The sequence below is a fragment of the Tichowtungia aerotolerans genome (genome assembly GCF_009905215.1).
In the GTDB taxonomy this organism is placed as follows: domain Bacteria; phylum Verrucomicrobiota; class Kiritimatiellia; order Kiritimatiellales; family Tichowtungiaceae; genus Tichowtungia; species Tichowtungia aerotolerans.
In genome coordinates, this window is the sequence record NZ_CP047593.1 from 1,603,867 (window position 1) to 1,623,654 (window position 19,788).

At 49.0% G+C, this 19,788-nt stretch carries 10 protein-coding genes; 9 read left to right on the plus strand and 1 reads right to left on the minus strand.

Annotation, left to right across the window (positions count from 1 at the left end):
• Positions 1-195: 195 nt before the first annotated feature.
• Positions 196-1,257: a LacI family DNA-binding transcriptional regulator gene (locus GT409_RS06645; RefSeq protein WP_160628165.1), complete on the minus strand. Its 1,062-nt coding sequence runs from the start codon at positions 1,255-1,257 to the stop codon at positions 196-198.
• Positions 1,258-1,635: 378 nt separating this feature from the next.
• On the opposite strand from GT409_RS06645, the gene GT409_RS06650 reads away from it, so the two are divergent.
• The 9 genes from GT409_RS06650 to GT409_RS06690 all read left to right on the plus strand — a co-directional run bounded on the left by GT409_RS06650 (position 1,636) and on the right by GT409_RS06690 (position 19,784).
• Positions 1,636-2,598, plus strand: a complete 963-nt coding sequence (locus tag GT409_RS06650) for a nucleoside hydrolase (protein WP_160628166.1) — start codon at positions 1,636-1,638, stop codon at positions 2,596-2,598.
• 31 nt (positions 2,599-2,629) lie between these two features.
• Positions 2,630-4,336, plus strand: coding sequence for a right-handed parallel beta-helix repeat-containing protein (locus tag GT409_RS06655; RefSeq protein WP_160628167.1), 1,707 nt, complete (start codon positions 2,630-2,632; stop codon positions 4,334-4,336).
• Positions 4,337-4,385: 49 nt separating this feature from the next.
• Complete coding sequence (locus GT409_RS06660) at positions 4,386-6,224, plus strand: hypothetical protein (RefSeq protein WP_160628168.1); 1,839 nt, start codon at positions 4,386-4,388, stop codon at positions 6,222-6,224.
• 44 nt (positions 6,225-6,268) lie between these two features.
• Positions 6,269-7,807 carry a sulfatase family protein gene (locus GT409_RS06665; RefSeq protein WP_160628169.1) on the plus strand — a complete coding sequence of 513 codons (1,539 nt, stop codon included), beginning with the start codon at positions 6,269-6,271 and terminating at the stop codon, positions 7,805-7,807.
• A 91-nt stretch (positions 7,808-7,898) separates the two neighbouring features.
• Complete coding sequence (locus tag GT409_RS06670; RefSeq protein ID WP_160628170.1) at positions 7,899-10,292, plus strand: GDSL-type esterase/lipase family protein; 2,394 nt, start codon at positions 7,899-7,901, stop codon at positions 10,290-10,292.
• A gap of 256 nt (positions 10,293-10,548) precedes the next feature.
• Positions 10,549-13,590, plus strand: coding sequence for a hypothetical protein (locus GT409_RS06675; protein WP_160628171.1), 3,042 nt, complete (start codon positions 10,549-10,551; stop codon positions 13,588-13,590).
• A gap of 22 nt (positions 13,591-13,612) precedes the next feature.
• Positions 13,613-15,850, plus strand: a complete 2,238-nt coding sequence (locus GT409_RS06680) for an alpha-L-rhamnosidase (protein ID WP_160628172.1) — start codon at positions 13,613-13,615, stop codon at positions 15,848-15,850.
• Positions 15,847-17,616 carry an MFS transporter gene (locus GT409_RS06685; protein ID WP_160628173.1) on the plus strand — a complete coding sequence of 590 codons (1,770 nt, stop codon included), beginning with the start codon at positions 15,847-15,849 and terminating at the stop codon, positions 17,614-17,616. The genes GT409_RS06680 and GT409_RS06685 overlap by 4 nt, the downstream gene beginning before the upstream one ends.
• A complete protein-coding gene (locus GT409_RS06690; protein WP_160628174.1) occupies positions 17,613-19,784 on the plus strand; it encodes a right-handed parallel beta-helix repeat-containing protein in 2,172 nt (723 codons plus the stop codon). Before GT409_RS06685 ends, GT409_RS06690 begins: the two co-directional genes overlap by 4 nt.
• The last annotated feature ends 4 nt before the right edge of the window (positions 19,785-19,788 follow it).

The window sequence follows — 19,788 nt, forward strand, 5'->3', positions numbered from 1 at the left end:
GGAAGATTCGAATCAGTGACAGATAAGATGTTTTGGCAATTTGACTTTGGAGAGCTGTCGTTTCCAGGTATTGGACCTCGCAGATGCGACAGGCAGCAGCGAAAGTGTTGAACGGGGATGAAGCCGGAACAGTATAGGCCTGGCTTCAACTGAGAGTGCGTTTTGCTTCACCATTGAAGCGAGAAGTGCGTGAGATCAGCGGCGCCCTTCGGTCGATTCGCGTTTGATAAGTTCAGTTTCAATTTCGGTAAATCCCGGGGTGTAATCTCTGTTTTTTTCGAGGATATTGAGAAGAGTGTCAATTGCCTGATATGCCTGTTCTTCTACGGGACGTTTAATGCTGGAAATGGTAGGAGTTGTCATTTGGCAAATCATGGAATCGTCAAATCCGATCACCGCAATGTCCTCCGGAACTTTAAAGTTGAGGTTTCTGAGGGTTGTGATGCAGTGTGCGGCCAGTTCATCGATCTGGCAGAATATCGCATCTATTTTCTTCAGGTCTTTCAAATTGCTCAGGAGATCGCGAACCGAGTTCGGGTCGCAGGGGATTGTGTAGATTTTCTGTTTAGTCTGCGGGATTTTGGCAGATATCAGGGCGTCTTTATATCCGCGGGTGCGGTCTTTGAAACACTGGACGTGTTTGCTGTTTTCCGGAACCAGGGTTATAATATTCTTTTTTCCTGTTTCGAGGAGGTAGTTGACTGCTTTTCTGGCGGCTTTACGGTTGTTGATATCAACACAGGGGAGTTTTTTTGAACTGCCGGGCAGGCTGCCGACAAGGACCACCGGGAAGTCGGGCGAGGCAATATCCAGAAATTCTTTATGATTATTGGTGGGGAGCAGGTAAATCATGCCTTCCAGCAGATCAGATTTAAAGTCCATGTCGGTCAGAGGTTCCGACTTGTTTTCATGACGAATATGAAATACTAGGTCATATTTCTTAAAAAGGGGGTGGGATTCCATTGCCTGAACAAACTGGCCGATCTCATTAAAACGGTCCGCCCGGTCAATATAGTCGAGCTTCATGAAAGAAACGCCAATGAGGTAAGTGCGGTTGCAGCGAATGACTCGTGCCATTCGATTGGGTTGGTACCCCATGGTTTTGGCTGCGGTCTGTATTTCCTGAATCTTTTCCGGGCTGACCTGAAAGTTTTTGAATTTCCCGTTTAATACGCGGGAAACCGTTCCCTTATTCACGTTGCAGTGTTCTGCAATCATGTTGAGCGTGACACGTTTTTTATTCGTTTTTTCTGTCATTCAGGTCCGGTTCCGTTTTGAAGAAGGTGCAATGTGGAAATATACATTCTACAGATGGCGGGAGTCAAACAGCATAATAAGCGACCGTATTGAGCGGTGTTGAAAACAAAGGCAGAGAGAGGGGGGTAGAGTTTTTTCTTGTGCTTTAAGCAAACGTTGCGTATGTTGTGTTGTATTAATCAGGAAGTCAGGTCCGTTTTGGGTGTCGAGCGTTGAGAATAATCATCAGTTTGCCGGGTCGATGACGGAAGCTTCAGGTGTTTTCAGAAAAATTCGGGATAGAAAGTTTGATATGCGAATCGGTTTTTTTGCCTAGAAACTAAAACGATTCAGAGTGCTGTGCGTTGATAAAAGATTGTGAGGGTTGAAATGTGTAAAATGATTTTGGATACAGATATTGATATGGATGTCGATGATGTCGGAGCGTTGGCGTTGTGTCATTCGTTAGTGAATCGTGGAGAAATGGAACTGCTCGGAGTGATCTGTGACAGTGCATCCTCCTCTGCACCGGCTTGTGTGCACGTCATCAATGCGAGCCGGGGGCGTCCGGATATCCCGGTCGGAAGCATTTATTCCGCAAGTCTGGCGAAACGGCTGGACTATGAAACGCTGCGGCAGGTCATTCCACAGCGCGGCAATGATTTTTATAATCAGGCAATCGCACAAATGAATCCTGAAGCGGCTGCGCAGCCGGTCTGGAACAGCACCAAGCTGTATCGGAAGTTATTGAGTGAGGCCGAAGACCAATCCGTTGTGATCTGCAGTATTGGTTTTTTGACGGCGCTTTCGGATCTGCTGGTTTCTGCTCCGGATGAATGGAGTGAGCTGGATGGTCGGTCGCTGGTTGAGCGTAAAGTTAAAAAACTGCTGACCATGGCTGAAGCATATCCGACCAACGGGTATGAGGTCTGTAACTGGGTGATTGATCTGGAAGCGGCAACGCATGTGCTGAAGGAGTGGCCGACCGAGCTGGTTATCAGTCCGCTGGGAATCAATGTTTGGACCGGCGGCACGTTGTCCGATGTATGCCCAGAAAATGACCCGGTTCGGCGGGCGTATGAAATTTACAAGCGCGGGCCGAATTTGCCGCAGCAGAGCTGGGATTTGATTTCCGTGTATTACTGCGTCCGCGGGTGCGATGATTTGTTCCGTGAGCATGCCGAAGGGCATTGCTATCTGAATCCGCTTAACGGCCATTACCAGTGGGGTGAAGCCAATCACCACGTTAAGGAACACATTTTACTGGAACAGATTACAGAGGATTGTCGGGTTGAAGATCGGATTGAGGGTCTGCTGAAACCGAATGCTGTTCAGCGTGAATTATCGGTGGAAATTTGCTAAAATGGCGCTTTTTCGAAGGGAAACAATGAAGATGAAAATTTTACTGAGTTTGCTGCTGTCTGCTGTTCTTGCGGGGACATGTTCTGCAATGAACACTTTGTATATTGAAGATTTCGGCGCCGTGGGTGATGGGAAGCAGGATGATATCGCAGCGATTGTTAAAGCAATCGATGCGCTGAAAAGCGGCGATACACTGGAGTTTTCTGCCGGAAAGATCTATCGGCTCGGCCTGCGGGACGACAGTATTGCACAGATTGACCTGCAGAACATGACCAATGTGACTGTCAACGGAAACGGATCCATGATGCTGACGACTCCGCGGCAGGCGGCAATCCGGGTGAAGCATTGTGAAAATGTGACCGTGAAAGGATTTGTGATTGAGCAGGACCCGCTGGCTTTTACTCAGGGAGCCATTACAAAGATTCTTCCCGAAGAGGGGGTTTTTGAAATGAAGATCATGGAAGGATACGACCTCCTTCCAACGGACGAAATGCGTAAGGCGGCAGGTTTTCCCGGCTGGGAGTGGGGAGCAATCCTTGATCAAAGCCAGCGTCGGATTCGACGCGGTGTTCGAGACCATTTCAGATCAACCCGCATTGAGCACTTAGGAGAGAGACTTTATCGGGTTTATTTGCAGCAGGGATTTGTTGACGATTTGAAACAGGTGCAAGTCGGCGACATTTACTTTCAGCCGATTCAATATAACGTGCAGAGCCGCCTGTCCAGAATTGACGGAGGTCGCTACGCCGCCAGTATCCATGTGACCAATAGCGGGGATTGCCTGATTGAAAATATTACGCTGTACAGCGGACGCAGCTCGATGACCAGCCGGGTGGATCTCAATTATGGACGGATCACGTTCCGCGGATTCAAGGTGATGTTCCGCCCGGGAACCGACCGGATTGTTACCAACTGGCGCGACGGGATGCACTGCAAGGACAACCGCATCGGGCCGATCATTGAGGACTGCTATTTCGAGGGAATGCTTGATGACAGCATCAACCTCAGCCAGAACACAATTATGGCAGCAGAGAAACTGACGGATAGGACTTTCCGGATGCGGAAAAACGAAGGACCGGAACGTTGGACGAAATATTCATCCAGCATCTGGTTGGGTGATGAAATTATGGTGTTTTATCCGACGACAGGAGAGTATGCAGGTCCCTTGAGGGTGATTACTGTGGACCCGAATGCGCCCGACACCATTACATTTGATCAGCCGGTGAAAAACGTGGTTCTGGCTTCCGGGCAGACTGGGGGAGCGGCAGATAAACACACGACACATTTTTACAACATGAATATGTGTAATGCCGGATTCATCGTGCGTAACAACAGGTTTCTGCCGCAGCGCCGTCATGCCGTTCTGACCCGCAGTATCGACGGGGTGATCGAAAATAATGTTATCGACGGCGTCGGGGGACACGGCATTGAAATCCAGAATGAATACGGCCATTTCTACGAAGGTCCGTTTCCGCAGAATATCCTTATTCGCAACAACACGATCCGGAATACGTATAACTCACCGATTCGGGTTTGCACGCAGTCCGGACAGGCAGGCGTCCAGGTTGTTCGCAATATACGTATGGAAGGAAATATCATTACTTCGGATGAACCGGCGATTGAACTGGAGAACGTGTCAGACGTGATGATTGAAAACAACCGGTTTTACGCTTTGGACGGAAACGTGATGAGAAATCCGGTCCATATGGAAAACTCGATCGACGTTAAAATAAAGTAAAAAAATAAATATAGAATTTATTGTGTAAACAAAGATGGGGAATTGTGAAATGAAAATGATAAGAAAGAGAGCTCATTGTTGCATCGCTTCTGTTACTGCAATGTTGTGTATTTTTGGCAGCATGGTTCATGCAGCTCCAGTGAATGTTTGGCTGGATAATGGGACAAAGGCTCCCGGGTCAACAAGTTCCGGAACGGCCTATAACGGCTTACGGGATGCAACCTGGGATGTGACCGCGACAGAGGAAAACGGTTTGGCAGATATCGGGGCGGCGGTCATGAACGTTAGACTGGTCAGTTTTATTCATAACGGTAATTCTAGGAAGAGTACAGATGGTGGTGGAAACGGGTTAGCCGTTTACTCAGGAAGTAATAATTTCTGGATGGATGCCCTTAACCATGAGGGCGTGGCCTTTCAACTGAAATTTTATAGTGACGCTGCCAAGACAGAGGAAATTACGGATCTGGATATTACGTTTAAGTCTCTCATGGCACGGACTGCCAGTTCCAATCTGGCGGTGAATGTGTATGCGGGATCGGGAGAGTTGGCGATCAGTGGAGATGCAACAAATGATACGGACATGGTCACGCTGGACGGGACCGATCTGGGTATTACATACGACAGCACATTGGCGTTTGCGGGAGAGACGGATCTGATTCCGTCCGGCTTTATTGGAACAGGCTTTTATACAATCAGCGGAACGGATGCGGTTACTTTCGGTGAGGAAGATACCTTCTGGCTTCGTCGTTATAATTTGAATTCCCAGGCGGATACTGCTTATCAGGTTGCAAATCTTGCTTTCGATGTTGTACCGAAGCCGGCAACGGTCTCTGTGTGGCTGGATGACGGGACAAAAGCGCCCGGATCAACAAGTGCCGGTACCTCCTATGCCAACCTGCGGGATGGAGCATGGGATGTTACCGCGACACAAGAAAATGGTTTAGCAGATATTGGGGCGGCAGTTATGAGTGTCAGGCTGGTCAGTTTTATTCATAACGGTAATTCCCGTAAGAGTACAAACGGTGGAGGAAATGGGTTAACCGTTTATTCAGGGAGTAATAATTTCTGGATGGACGCTGTTAACTATGAGGGTGCGGCTTTTCAGCTGAAATTTTATAGTGACCTTTCCAAAACACAGGAAATCAAAGGAATGGATATCACTTTCAGATCCATCATGGTACGAACCGCTAATGCCAATCTGGCGGTGAATGCATATGCCGGATCCGGCGCGCTGGCAATCAGCGGTGACGGCACGAATGATACGGATATGGTGTCTTTGGACGGAGCGGACATGGATTATAGCAGTGACAGTGCCAATTCATTTGCAGAAGAAACAGATTTAGTTCCTATCGGTTTCAATGGTCCAGATTTCTACACGGTAAATGGAACCCATGCGATCACCTTCAGCGAAGACGACACATTCTGGGTTCGTCGTGATAATTTGAATGGTGCAAGCGATACTGCCTATCAGGTGGCGAATCTTACTTTTGAGCTGCAAAAAATCGGTGGTTATGATGGATGGGCGGCCGGCTACGGTCTTCAGGAACCGGCAACCGGTGATGATGACAATGATGGACTGAGTAATCTCCAGGAATACGGATTGGGAGGGAATCCGACCAATGCGCTTGATCAAGGAATTTCTCCTGTTTGTTCAGTGATGGAACAGAGCGGAAGCAATGTGTTCCATTATGTATATCCTCAATTGTCTGATCCAAGCAGCGGTTTAACCTACTACCTTGAGCTTAATACAGACCTGGTATCCGGTACTTGGACAAATACGGGGTATATTGTTGCCGGGACCAATCTTACTGGCGGAACATTTGATTTTGTCACAAACACCACGGATATGGCTTCTGATGTTAAGTTTATCCGACTGGTGGTTGAGTAGAGCCGCTCATAAAGAGCTGAAATTTTCAGACAGGAAAAGAAGACATGAAACGACGTGATTTTTTAGGGACAACCGTTGCTGGTTCCGCTGGAACGGTGGCGGCCGGCAGCCTTCGAGGTGCATTTAAAAATAGGCCTAATATTATTTATGTGGTGGTGCATGATCTCGGGCGCTACTTCAGTCCGTATGGAGTTCCGATCGATACGCCCAACCTGCAGGCATTTGCGGAGGGCGGCATTACGCTGGACAACGCCTGCTGTGGTGCGCCGCCATGCAGTCCGTCGCGGGCCTGTGCCATGAGCGGTAAGTATTCTCACTCCAATGGAATGACCGGGTTGCATGGTCATGAGTGGTCTTTGACCACGGAGTGCAAGACCATCGTGGATTATTTGAATCAGGCCGGGTACGAAACCGCCTGGGCCGGTTTTCAGCATGAACGGCATGATCCTGCGGATAATCATTATCAGAGGAATCTCAATCTGATTCATCAGGAAGAAGGAAAGCCGGATGTATTTGTAGAGAATGCAGTGGATGCAGCCATCGAATATCTGAAGACCGGACGGGATCGAAGTCGTCCATTCTATCTGAATATTGCGACGCAGGATGTGCATGGAAGTTTGTGGATTCCGGGGGGCTATTACACTAAAAAATTTGATCGTCCACACACTGTGTACGGCATTGATGACCCGTCGAAGGTTTACATACCCGCCCAATGTCCGGATAACGAACAGACCCGACAGAGCTTTGCCCGTTTCGTTCCGTGCATCCGCCACATGGATTCGCAATTTGGCCGTCTGGTTGATGCCGTAGATCGCTTGGGGTTGCGCGAAAATACTTTGTTTATTTTCACCACTGATCACGGAATTCTGGGCAGTCGTGCAAAGGGGACGGTCTACGAACGAGGAACGGAAATCGGGACAATCATGCAGATGCCCGGTGTTATCAAAGCGGGCGACCGCATGAAGGAACTGGTCAATAATATCGATTTTCTGCCGACATTTTTAGAGGCCGCCGGTGTTCGTTGTTCGCCGAAGCCGGAGGTGCAGGGACGATCTTTCTGGGCGCGTTTGTGCGGAAAGAAATATATTCCAAGCGAAGCCATTTTCACTGAGCGGAATTGGCATGAAAACTACGACCCTGTTCGTACGGTGCGGACAAAGAGATACCATTACCTGCTTAATCTGCATCCCGGGGCAAAACGCCATTTGCTCCCCGAAGAAATTCTGAATCATACAAACCCGGTGGTGCGGCGTTCCTGGCCGAACCGGTATGTATGGTGCGGAGATTTTGACAGGCCGGATAGTTCATATTTCCGCTTTTTTGAGCCGCGCCCGAGAGAAGAACTTTACGACTTGGAAAATGACCCGGAGGAATTCGTGAACCTTGCCGATGATCCGGCATATCAGAAAATTAAAGAAGAGCTGGCTGCGAAATGTAAGCGGTGGATGGCAGAAACGAACGATCCTGTATTGGCAGGTCCTATTCCGCTTCCGCCGGGCAGCCACCTTAAGGAGATTTTGAATCAACGCATGGCCCGTTCAGAATCCATGAGCCAGGGAGAGCTTGATCTGCTCCGCGATTAAAAATCCTTATAAGAAAAAGCGAGTTTTCAGGGAGAAATCTAAAACAATTTAACCGCGTCTGGGGAGGCGGGTATTGTTGTTGAAAAATGATATGAATAAGGCGTTTAACAGATCTTTGAATGGGTATTTTAGGAACATCAGCATTGTTTGTGTGTTTTTGTCTGCGTTTTCAATCCAGACCTTTCGGGTTATAGGTGCGCAGGTTTCAGTTTGGCTGGATGACGGCACAAAAGCGTCTGGATCAACCAGCGCCGGACAGGCATTTGCTGGCAGTCGGGATGCGTCATGGGATGTGATTGTTTCTCAGGAAAGTGGCTTGGCCGATATCGGTGCGGCCGTGATGAGTGTTCGTGTTGTCAGCTTCATTCATAATGGCGATTCGCGCCAGTCGACAACCGGTGGCGGGAACGGGTTAACTGTTCGCAGCGGAAGCAATAATTTCTGGTTCGATGCGCTTAATTATGAAGGAACGGCCTTTCAGCTGAAGTTCTACAGCGATGCTTCCAAAACCGTTGAAATCACTGATTTGGGAATTACTTTCAAGTCGGTCATGGTGCGGACGGCCAATGAAAATCTGGCGGTGAATGCATATGCCGGAACCGGAGAACTTGTAATCAGCGGTGAAAGCACGAATGATACGGACAAAGTGTCATTCGGTGGCAATGACATGATTTATACTGACGACAGTTCCAGTTCGTTTGCGCAAGAGACAGGTTTGGTACCTCTTGGGTTTGCTGGAACCGGTTTTTATACAATCAATGGAACCGATGCGATTACCTTCACTGAAGACGATACGTTCTGGCTTCGGCGATATAACCTGAATGAAACTTCCGATACGGCGTATCAGGTGGCGGCTTTGACATTCTCCGTTCAGGAGGGCGGGGCGGCTTCTCATTTGACGGATGAAGGGTGGAGATATGTTCTTGCTCCCGCTGAATCTGTTTGCATAAAGGGCGGGGCGGCTTCATTGAAAAATCAGAACGGCAAACCGCTTGTTGTAAAGCGGATGGACGATGTGGATGGATATTCAGCTGTACTGGTGAAGTATGATCTGACCGAGTTGCCGTTGGAAACTTCAGTAAACAGTATAATTCAGCATTGGGTGAGCGGATCGGGGTCTGGATCAAATCCATCTATTGCAGTTTATGCTGTCGACAACGATTGGGATGCGGAAACTGTTACCTGCGATTCTGCTCCGCAGAAACTGGAGCGACTTACAGAAGTTACAATGCCGGTAAACGTAGACACCTCGATTCCTTTTCCGGTTACAGAATATTTTAAGGATCATTTAACTAATGATATTGTTTCTCTTTTGTTTGAAATGCGCAGCTCTGCCGGATTTTCTCAAGAGGTCGAGTTTTTCGAAGTCCCGTTGCTTAAAACCGCGAAGGATGAGGCGGTTTTGTATGACCGGGAAGCGCTGCTTCGACCGGTTTGGTCCGGTGATCGAATCGAAAACGAAACCCTGATGCCGATTTCCTATACCGGACAGTTGGCTCAGGCTGATTTGACGTTGCTTCCGTCGCGAATTATATCGGTAAAAAACTATGCGCTTAATATATCTTATCAGGAGGGGGTGGACTATATCATTGATGGTCGGACATTGCGTCTGACGGAAAACAGTTCCATTCCTTTTTTTGAATATGACGAGCTTTATACGGATGATCCGGACGCCGATCCGGATGTCCGTTCTGCGCTGGAAGGCGGTTATCTTCTTTATACTGAATCAGCATTTTTTAACAACCGGCAATTAGCGGTTACCTATAAACACGAAGCAGGCTGGGGCGGTCCGGTGCCGCAGTGCGCCGAAGCAACTTTGCCGAAAACGTTCCAAATATTGGAAAACGGCGATTCGCTTAAACTGCTGGTTTTCGGCGACAGCATTTCAGTCGGTGCCAGCGCCAGCGGCCAGCGCATTCGCGAGCCATGGATGCCGCGCTGGGCGGATCTGGTAGCCGATCAGCTTGAGAGAACATACGGGTCTCAGATTGAGTATATTAATCCGTCACAGGGGGGAACTGTTTCAGAATGGGGACGTGAAACGATCGATGGGCTGGTTTCGTTTGAGCAGCCGGATCTGGTGATTTTGGGATTCGGCATGAATGATGGGGGTGGAGCTTCTCCAGTCAACGCCGATCAGTTTGCTGAAAATATTAGCGCGATCATGACTTCGATCCGCAGTCAGAATCCGGCTGTGGAATTTATTCTTCTCATGTCTTTTCAGCCAAACAGTAAATGGCGCAGTTTGGATCCAATGCCGGGTTATCTGACAGCGATAAGTGCAATGGCGGGCGATGGAGTTGCGATCGCAGATATCTGGTCTCTTCATGAATATCTGCTGGAGCAAAAAACCTACGAAGACATGACTGCTAACCATATTAATCATCCGAATGATTTTATTGTAAGGATCTATGCCCAGACGCTGCTTACGAAGTTGGGGGCTGCTCCGGACTGCAGTAGCGGGATGGTGTTTACATTACGGTAGGTTTTAAGGCCGATAAGATCACGCACTGTACGTGCGCAAAACGATGGCATCGTATCTGTGGCTGAAAAGGAAAATCAATGTATGGACTGTTGGTTTGCTTAGTGAGCCATGCTGAATTGAGGAAAAAGAAACATGAGGCTGAAAAAAATTGTTGGCTCTGAAACGATAGAGGAACATGGCTTGGGAAAATAAAATTAAGCGATGGGGGGCATGGTTAGTGTCTGCGTTCTTATGGATGCATTCTGTTGCAGGAGCGATGATGGTCGTGTTGACGACCGGAACGGGATCGGATGCGCAGGCAGAGCAGATTGCGATCTGGTTGGATGACGGCAGCCAGGCTCCTGGGTCAACAAGTACTGGTCAAGATTATGCGAATCTGCGAGATGCTTCGTGGGATGTCCCCGCTACGCTGGAGAACGGGTTGAGCGACATTGGAGCTGCTGTTATGACAGTCCGCATGGTCGGCTTTAATGTCAACGGGAATTCACGCCAGCTGACGACCGGTGGAGGCAATGGTTTGGCTGTTAAGACGGGCAGTAATAATTACTGGATGGATGGAATCAATCATGAAGGAGCAGCCTTCCAGTTTACCTTTTATAGTGACTTGGCCAAAACGGATGAAGTCTCCGGGGTGGGCATTGTTTTTGACTCACTTTGTCTTCGCACCGCAAGCAGCGACCTTGCCCTGGATGCGTTTGCCGGATTCGGACAACTGACAGTTGATGGGACTTTTGATACATCAACGGTATCCCTTGGAGATGTTCGGATGACCAGTCAGGCGGATAGTATGATGGCATTTGTTTCGGATAAGAACCTGACTCCTGAAAATTTTTCAGGTACGGGATGGTATACTGTTAATGCCAGTCAGGAGGTTGTTTTCACAGAGAAAGATACGTTCTGGGTGCGAAGAAAAAATATGAGCGATGCTTCGGATTCAGCCTTTCAGATTGGTGGTATAACATTTCATGTTTATCGAAAAGGGTTGGTGAATGTCTGGTTGGATGACGGAGCCAGCGCCCCGGGATCGACGAGCGACGGCCAGTCCTTTGCGAATCAACGGAATGCAAATTGGAATGTGTATGCGACATCCGAAAACGGCCTTGCCGATATTGGAGCTGCGGTTATGGCCGTCCGTTTGGTCAGCTTTATGAGCGCCGGCTATTCCCGTGAATCAACAACCGGTGGTGGCAGCGGACTAAGTGTTCGTTCCGGTTCCAACAGCTTTTGGATGGATGCCCTCAATTATGAAGGGGCCGCTTTTATGCTCTATTTTTATGAAGACCTAGCAAAAACAACGCCGATTACAGATGTAAATATCACCTTCAAATCGCTTTGTGTCCGAACGGCAAATGCCAATTTGGCACTGGATGTATATGCCGGGAACGGAGGTGTGTCTCTTGCCTCCAATCCGAATGATTCCTCTTCGGTGACACTCGGCGGGAATGTGCTGGAATATACCAGTGACAGCGCCAATTCGTTTGCGGAAGAAACCGGTTTGGCGCCATCTGGATTTTCCAGAACAGGGTTTTATACGGTGCATGGGAATGATACTGCTACCTTCCAGAGCGGAGACACTTTTTGGGTTCGCCGAAAAAACACCGGCGGAGCTTCCGATGCCGCCTTTCAGCTTGCTGGGCTTTCTTTTACGATTCAGAGACCGGTGTCGGTTCATGATTTCGGTGCGGTCGGAGATGGAGTTACCGATGATATTGAGGCGGTGGTCAACGCGGTTAAGAGTGTGCGGGCCGATGGCCCCGGGGCTATTTTGACATTTGAGGCTGAAAAGACATATAAGCTTGGGTTGCGCGAAAACAGTATTTTCCAGATTGATCTGCTTGGAGCATCGCATCTCACAATTAACGGCAACGGCTCTACATTGCTCAACACGCCCCGCCAGGCCAGTTTTCGTTTGAAACATTGCAACGGGGTTACGGTTAAAAATTTCAAAATCAAGCAAAGTCCGCTGGCATTTACACAGGGAGTTATCACAAACATAAACTCCGTTGCAGGAACATTTGAGATGACGCTCATGAGGTATTTCCCGGATCTTCCAACCGATACGCAACGCACAGCAATGGGAGTAGATTACTGGGATTGGGGAGCGATTCTTGATCCTGATCTGAAATATATACGATGGGGAACATATAACCATTACTATATCAATAGCATTACAAACATCGGGCCGCGCAGATATCAGGTAACTGTGGAGCCGGAATTCGCTTCGGGATTGGCGGGAGCTCGCAACGGGGATGTTTTTGTTCAACCTATCCAATGGAACTATCAGGATCGGCTTGCTGCAATCGATGGAAATCGGTATTCGCCGAATATTCATGTAACTCTCAGTGAAGATTGCCTACTGGAAGATATTACACTTTACAGTGGACGCAGCTCAATGTGCAACCTGGTTGATTACAATTATGGATTGATTACCTATCGGAATTTCAGGGTTGAGGTGCCTCCTTCCGAACCCATTCGGTTTGTGTCGAATTGGCGAGGTGGTTTTAACTGTAAAAACAATCGAATTGGGCCTGTGATTGAAAATTGTCATTTCGAATCCATTTTGGACGACAGCATTAATATGAACCAGACTCCGGTAATGGCTGCCGAGATTGTTTCCAGCACTGAGTTTAAAATGAGTCCGGACGGATGGACCGCAGATGAGGCTCAGTTTTTCGAAGGAGATCAGGTGATGGTTTTTTATCCTCCGACGGGAGTGTATACAGGGCCATTTACGGTGGCATCTGTTGATTCGGATTATCCTGAAATGGTTACATTTTTTTCGTCGGTTCCAAATGTCGTAACCGGGACTGTCGCAGGTGTATCCGCAACCAATGCAACACAGTTTTTTAATATGGACATGTGTTCCAGAGGATTTGTTGTTCGGGGTAACAGTTTTGGTCCTCAGCGCCGACATGCTGTTTTGGTCCGAAGTCCGGATGGATTGATTGAAGGGAATGCGATTAATGGAGTCGGGGGCAATGGAATCATACTTGAGAATGAAAACGTAGCTGGCTGTCGCGAAGGGCCGTTCCCTCAAAATATCGTTATTCAAAGTAATACGGTTTGTTCTCAATGGACGCCGATTCGCATAGCAGCAGATAGCGGAAGCATATGTACTCAGCCGGTCACAAATATTTATATCACCGGTAACACGATTGTTGCAGCTGAAGAGATCGCGATTAAGTTGGATAATGTCAGGGATCTATTGATTTCCAGTAATGAATATCTGAATACAAATTTTAATTTCTTGGCTGATCCTGTTTATCAGACAAATTCGATTAATATCATGATTCAATGAGTTTTAAAGGAATAAGGAGTAGATGGAATCAGACGAAAAAAATATTGCAGGCCTATCGCATTGTGACTGGCCTGCAAAATGGATCGGACATGAGTGGGGACAGCCCTGTGCATTGCTTCGTCAATCGGTTTTGGTAAATAAACCTGTGCGAACCGCTCGCATTCATGCCACAGCATTGGGGTTGTTCGAATTGCGGCTCAACGGAAAAAAAGTCGGAAACAGTGAACTGTTGCCGGGTTGGACCGATTACCGTAAACGGGTTTACTCTCATTCATTTGATATAACCGATCGGATTGTTTCCGGTGAAAATGTGATCGGCGGCATGGTTGCGCCCGGCTGGTTTGCCGGGCATATCGGCTGCTTCGGCGATAAAGGTTTCTACGGGCGCGATCCGTGGTTTTCCGCTGTGCTCAAACTCGACTATGAGGACGGCACATCCGGGGAACTTGTCACCGATCCAGCTTGGAAGGCTTCTGCAGGCGCGGTTGTCGGCGCGGACCTGCTGATGGGTGAAGAATACGATGCACGCAAGGAGATAGCCGGTTGGGACATGCCGGGCTTTGACGATACGGAGTGGAAAAATGCGGTATTGTTTCGTCCCGAAGAGGAAGTGCTGCCCGAGCGAATTGAGCCATACCCCGGCGTGCCGGTCCAAACAATTGCTGAACTTCCGGCACAAAGCATTACCGAACCAAAACCCGGCGTGTTTGTTTTTGATCTTGGCCAGAATATGGTCGGAGTGGTTCGTTTGAAATTGAGCGGCGTTCCTCGCGGAACCGAAATTATCTTAAAACACGGGGAGATGATTGAGCCGGAAGGAACCGTTTATACGGCGAACCTGCGTTCAGCCAGGGCCGTCGACCGTTACTTTGCCAAAGGTGATGACGAAGAAATCTGGCAGCCGCGCTTTACCTTTCACGGATTTCGATATGTTCAGCTTGAAGGGCTGCCTGCCGGAATCATTCCTCAGCTCGGCACCGTAACCGGTGTGGTGTGGATGTCCGGCCTGAACGAGACGGCATCGTTTGAATGCTCAAACGAAAAGGTCAACCGTCTGTTTGAAAACATTCGCTGGGGCTTCCGCGGCAACTATCTGGAAGTGCCGACCGACTGTCCGCAGCGCGACGAACGCCTCGGCTGGACCGGTGATGTCCAAATCTTCATTCCTTCCGCCGCGTATCTCGCGGATATTCGTCCTTTTTATGAAAAATGGCTGGTGGATCTGCACGATGCACAGTGCCCGAACGGTGGCTATCCCGATGCTGCGCCGTTTCTCGGCCGTATGCATTATGCCAGTGCCGGGTGGGGTGATGCCGGAATCATCTGTCCGTACACCCTGTGGCAAATGTACGGCGACCTCGAATTTATCCGTCCGTGGTGGAATTCCATGAAAAAATACATGGAGTTGATCTGCACGGATGACAATCGCCACAATGGCCCGGCTGCACAATCGTACGGCGACTGGCTGCATTTCGGAGAGGAAACGCCGCAGCGGTTGATCGGACTGGCGTATCGGGCTTACGATGCCCGGCTTATGAGCGAAATGGCGGAGGCGCTCGAAAAGTCTGATGATGCAGTGTATTTTAAAAGCGAAGCCGACAAAGGCCGCTTATTATTCCGTAATGAATTTTTCCGCGGTTCGAAAATTGCGGTGGAAACACAGACCGCCTGTGCGTTGGCAATTCATATGGAACTGCTTTCTGGTGATGATCTGAAGGCGGCGGAAGAGTGTCTCTTCCAATGCTTGGAAAACTCGAACGGATACCTGACGACCGGGTTCATTGGGACGGCTTACCTTAGTCTGGCATTGTCAAAAGCCGGACGACCGGATTTGGCGGTTCAACTTTTATTGAATGAAGACCATCCGTCATGGCTCTACGAAGTCAACAACGGGGCCACGACCATCTGGGAGCGCTGGAACAGTTGGACCAAAGAAAACGGATTTGGCGATCCGGCGATGAACTCCTACAACCATTACGCCTTTGGGGCCGTCTGCCAGTGGATGTTTGAATCGCTCGTCGGAATTCGTCCGGCATCGCCCGGTTTCCAAACCTTGGAAATCAAACCCTGTTTGACGGACCGTTTCGACTTTGTGAAAGGGTCATACGATTCGGTTCAGGGCCGGATTTCCAGTCATTGGAAAAAAACGTCTGCCGGATGGATCGTAGAGGTTGAAACGCCGGTTCCCGCGGAAGTGGTCCTGCCAACCGGAACATATCGAATCGAAAAAGGAATTTATACATTTGAGGTAAACGCATGACCCAGAAACATCCAGCACATAAAGCTCCTCAGTCGGAACGTGTTTCGCTGAAAACCCGCATTGGCTGGGGATTCGGCGGGCTGGCCGACAACTACATCATGAACGTCCTGAACGCGGTCTTTCTGGTTCTTTATGTCCAGTATTTCAAAATGCCGCCGATGCTGGCCGGTGCGGCCTTGGCGATCCCGCGGATTTTTGATGCGGTTACTGATCCGCTGATTGGGAACATTTCCGATAACACCCGTTCGCGCTGGGGGCGTCGCCGTCCATATATTGTGGTCGGCGCCATTCTCTCGGCTATCCTGCTGCCCCTGTTCTGGACTCCGCTGGGCCTCAGTACCGTTTCTAATACGGAATGGTGGCGTAATATCCCGTTCTTGTACGTTGTGGTTCTGGGACTCGTTTATGCGCTGACCTACACGCTGTATGTGGTTCCCTACACGGCACTCGGCTATGAGTTGACCAACGACTATGATGAGCGCACCCGTGTGCTGGCCTGGCGCATGTATATCGGGCTGTTCGGTTCGCTGACGGTTCCGCTGGTCTATCGCCTTTGCCAGCTTGACTCGTTCGGCAATGAAGCGCGGGGCGCGGTGATTGTTTCCATGTGCATGGGAATCCTGATTATCGGATCCGGGTTGATTCCGGCATGGGTCTGCAGAGAGCGGGAAGATGGCCAGCATCAGGAAACCATCCGTTTTTTTTCTGCGATAAAAGTGACAATGACGAACATTCCGTTTGTCATTATGCTGATTGCTTATCTCATTATTATTATCGGTCTTTTTTCCGCGCTCAGCCTTCTGTCGTTTCTGAACATTTATTATATCTGTGGCGGCAATAAGGATTTTGCCGGTGTTATTATTGCCGGCAGCGGCATCCTGATGGCTCTGGTGGCTTACGGAAGCATGTTTCTGGTGGCGGCTGTGGCGTCGAGGATCGGTAAAAAAACGGCCATGATGGTGGGGCTTGGTTTTGCGCTTGCAGGTGCACTTGGAGACCTGATTGCCCTGGACCCGCGCTGGCCGATGGCTCAGTTTATTACAAACATCATTGCCGGGATGGGGCTGCAGGGCTGCTGGCTGATGGTCAGCTCGATGGTCGCGGATATCTGCGATGAAGATGAACTTAAAACCGGTTTGCGTCGTGAAGGAATGTTCGGTGCCGTAAACGGTTTTGCACTGAAAGCGGCCTTGGGCCTGACCGCCCTGATCGGTGCTTTTCTTCTGGAAAATTCCGGTTTTAATGCCGAAACAGTTGACCGCTTTGAAGCCGATACGATTGCGCAGGTGATTGAGCCGCCGCGCACATGGAGTATTGAGGATGAACATTTTGCAGAGGCCGCGAAAATATTTGATCAGGCGGCAAAACGTTTTGAGCTGATTGCCGATGACAAGTCCGCCGTAAAAAGCGGGAACAGATGGACACTTTTCTGGCGGCTTATCCGCGGTGAAGCGGTTTATTATCGTTGGTATGACTTTGAGAAAGATGTTCAGGACTGGCTTGCGGAAGTACAGCTTTTTTCTGAACGGACCGATGCGGATACAGAGAAAAAGCTGAATGCATATGCAGGGAGGGTCCATGAACAGTTTTTCCAAAGTCTGGAAAAACAGCATTCTGTGGCGAAGTTGATGAAAAAACAGGTGGTGTTTTTCCGCGCAGGCGGTTTTGTATTGGCTCTGGTCCTGTTTTGTTTCTATCCCATTACTCGCAGTCGGGCTGAAAAAACCCGTCGTATTCTCGATGAGCGAACGTTGTCATCGGAATGAATGTAATTAAAAAAAAGATCTGTTTCTCTTTTGTGCTGGCGGGACTGTTGGTTCCGTCTGTACAGGCTTTTGTCTTTAAAATCAACGCCCCGCCGGCACGGCTGTATGTGGATGATTTCGGAGCGGTTGGTGACGGAATGCAGGATGATATCTCGGCAGTTGTTGCTTCTATTGAGGCGCTTCGGGATGCAGGCCCTGGAGCCATTCTGGAATTTTCTTCCGGTAAAACGTATAAACTCGGAATGCGTCCGGACAGCAATTTTCAAGTGGACCTGCAGGGCATGACGAATGTGACGGTGGAAGGAAACGGGGCGATATTGCTGAACACTCCTTATCGGGCTTCTGTTCGGATGCAGCATTGTGATGGCGTTACGGTCCGGAATTTTGAAATTGAACAGGCCCCGCTGGGATATACGCAGGGCATTATCACAAATGTTTCCCCGGCGGGTGGCTTTTTCGAGATGGAAATTATGGAGGGGTACAATCCGATTCCCGCAGGAATGTCTTTTCTGGACTGGGGAGCGGTGATTGATCCCGACTTGCGACGAATTCGCTGGGATATGAGAGACCATTTCAGGCCGGAAAGTTATATTGCAGTAGGCCCTGAACAGTATCGTCTTTATATGCAGTCAGGATATATAACAGACTTGAATGATGTTCACGTGGGAGACATCTATTTCCAGCCGCTCATTTTCAATGGGTATGCAAGTAATATTCATATTACCAACAGTAAAGACTGTCTGCTGGAAAATGTGACGCTTTACAGCGGTCGCAGTTCCATGTCGAGCCGGGTGGATCTTAATCCCGGGCGGATTACGGTGCGTGGGTTTAAGGTGATGGTTCGTCCCGGCTCCGAACGGTTTGTGTCCAATTGGCGGGATGGAGTTCACTGTAAAGACAATCGGATTGGTCCGATTATTGAAGATTGCTATTTTGAGGCCTTGCTTGATGACAGTATTAATATGAGCCAGAACACGGTGATGGCTTCAGAAATTATATCGAGCAATACATTCCGGATGACCAAGGCTGAAGGGCCGACAAGCTGGACCGAAGATTCCTCGAGTATGCATGCTGGCGACCGGATCATGGTTTTTTATCCGCCGACTGGAGAATACATCGGGCCGGTCAGGGTTGCTTCGGTCGATTCAAATTCCCGTGAGATCATCACTTTTGAAGAGCCGATCCTGAACGTGGTAACGGGGCGTGTAGTTTCGGGGGACACTTTATCGACCCATTTTTATAATCTGGACATGTGCAATGCTAGATACATTATCCGGAACAATGTGTTCAAGCCCCAGCGCCGCCATGCAATCCTTGCCCGGTCGGTTGACGGAATAATTTGCGGAAACCGGATTGAAGGGGTCGGGGGAAATGGAATCCTGCTCGAGAATGAGTATGGAGGACCGTTCTTTGCCGGACCGTTTCCTCAAAACATCCTGGTCAGTAACAATACCATCATTTCCACACATCTGGCTCCTGTCAGAATCCATTCAAGCACTGGAGTCACAAACAGCCGGCTTGCCCGTAATATTGAGCTGGCAGGCAATCAGATTATCGGTCTGGATACCTCCGCAGTTGAACTGGATAATGCACAGGATGTAGCCATTAGGGAAAACAATGTGTTTTATGAGATCAACGGAACGGAAATGCTCGACCCGGTACAGGCTGTTGATTCTGAAAATATATTCTATGTGCCAACTGTTCTGCGGGATGGCGGATTTGAGATGACGTTCCTTGATCCGGACAATAACGGCTATGAATACTGTCCGGAAGGCCTTCCGTGGACATTCAGCCCTTTGGCCGGGTACACTGAATCTTCAACAGCATATACGTCCGGCAACCCGCCTCCGCCAGAGGGCGATCAAGTCCTTCTTTTAAAAGGAGCCGCAAGTGCATTCCAGCCGGTGACTTTGAGTGAGGGAAGTTATACGGTTGCATTGTATGCCGCTCAGCGAAAAAATTTTGGTGATCAGATTCAGCAAATGAAAGTGCTGTTAAACGGTGTGTCTCTGGGAACATTCCGGCCCGGAACCAGCGGTGACTATGAGCCGTTTGAGTCATCGGTTTATACGGTGCCGGTTCGCAGTACGTGCATTTTAAAACTGGAGGCGCTTCTGAACATTGATGAGACTCTTTTCATCGATGATGTTCGGATCAATAAGCAGTAGTTTT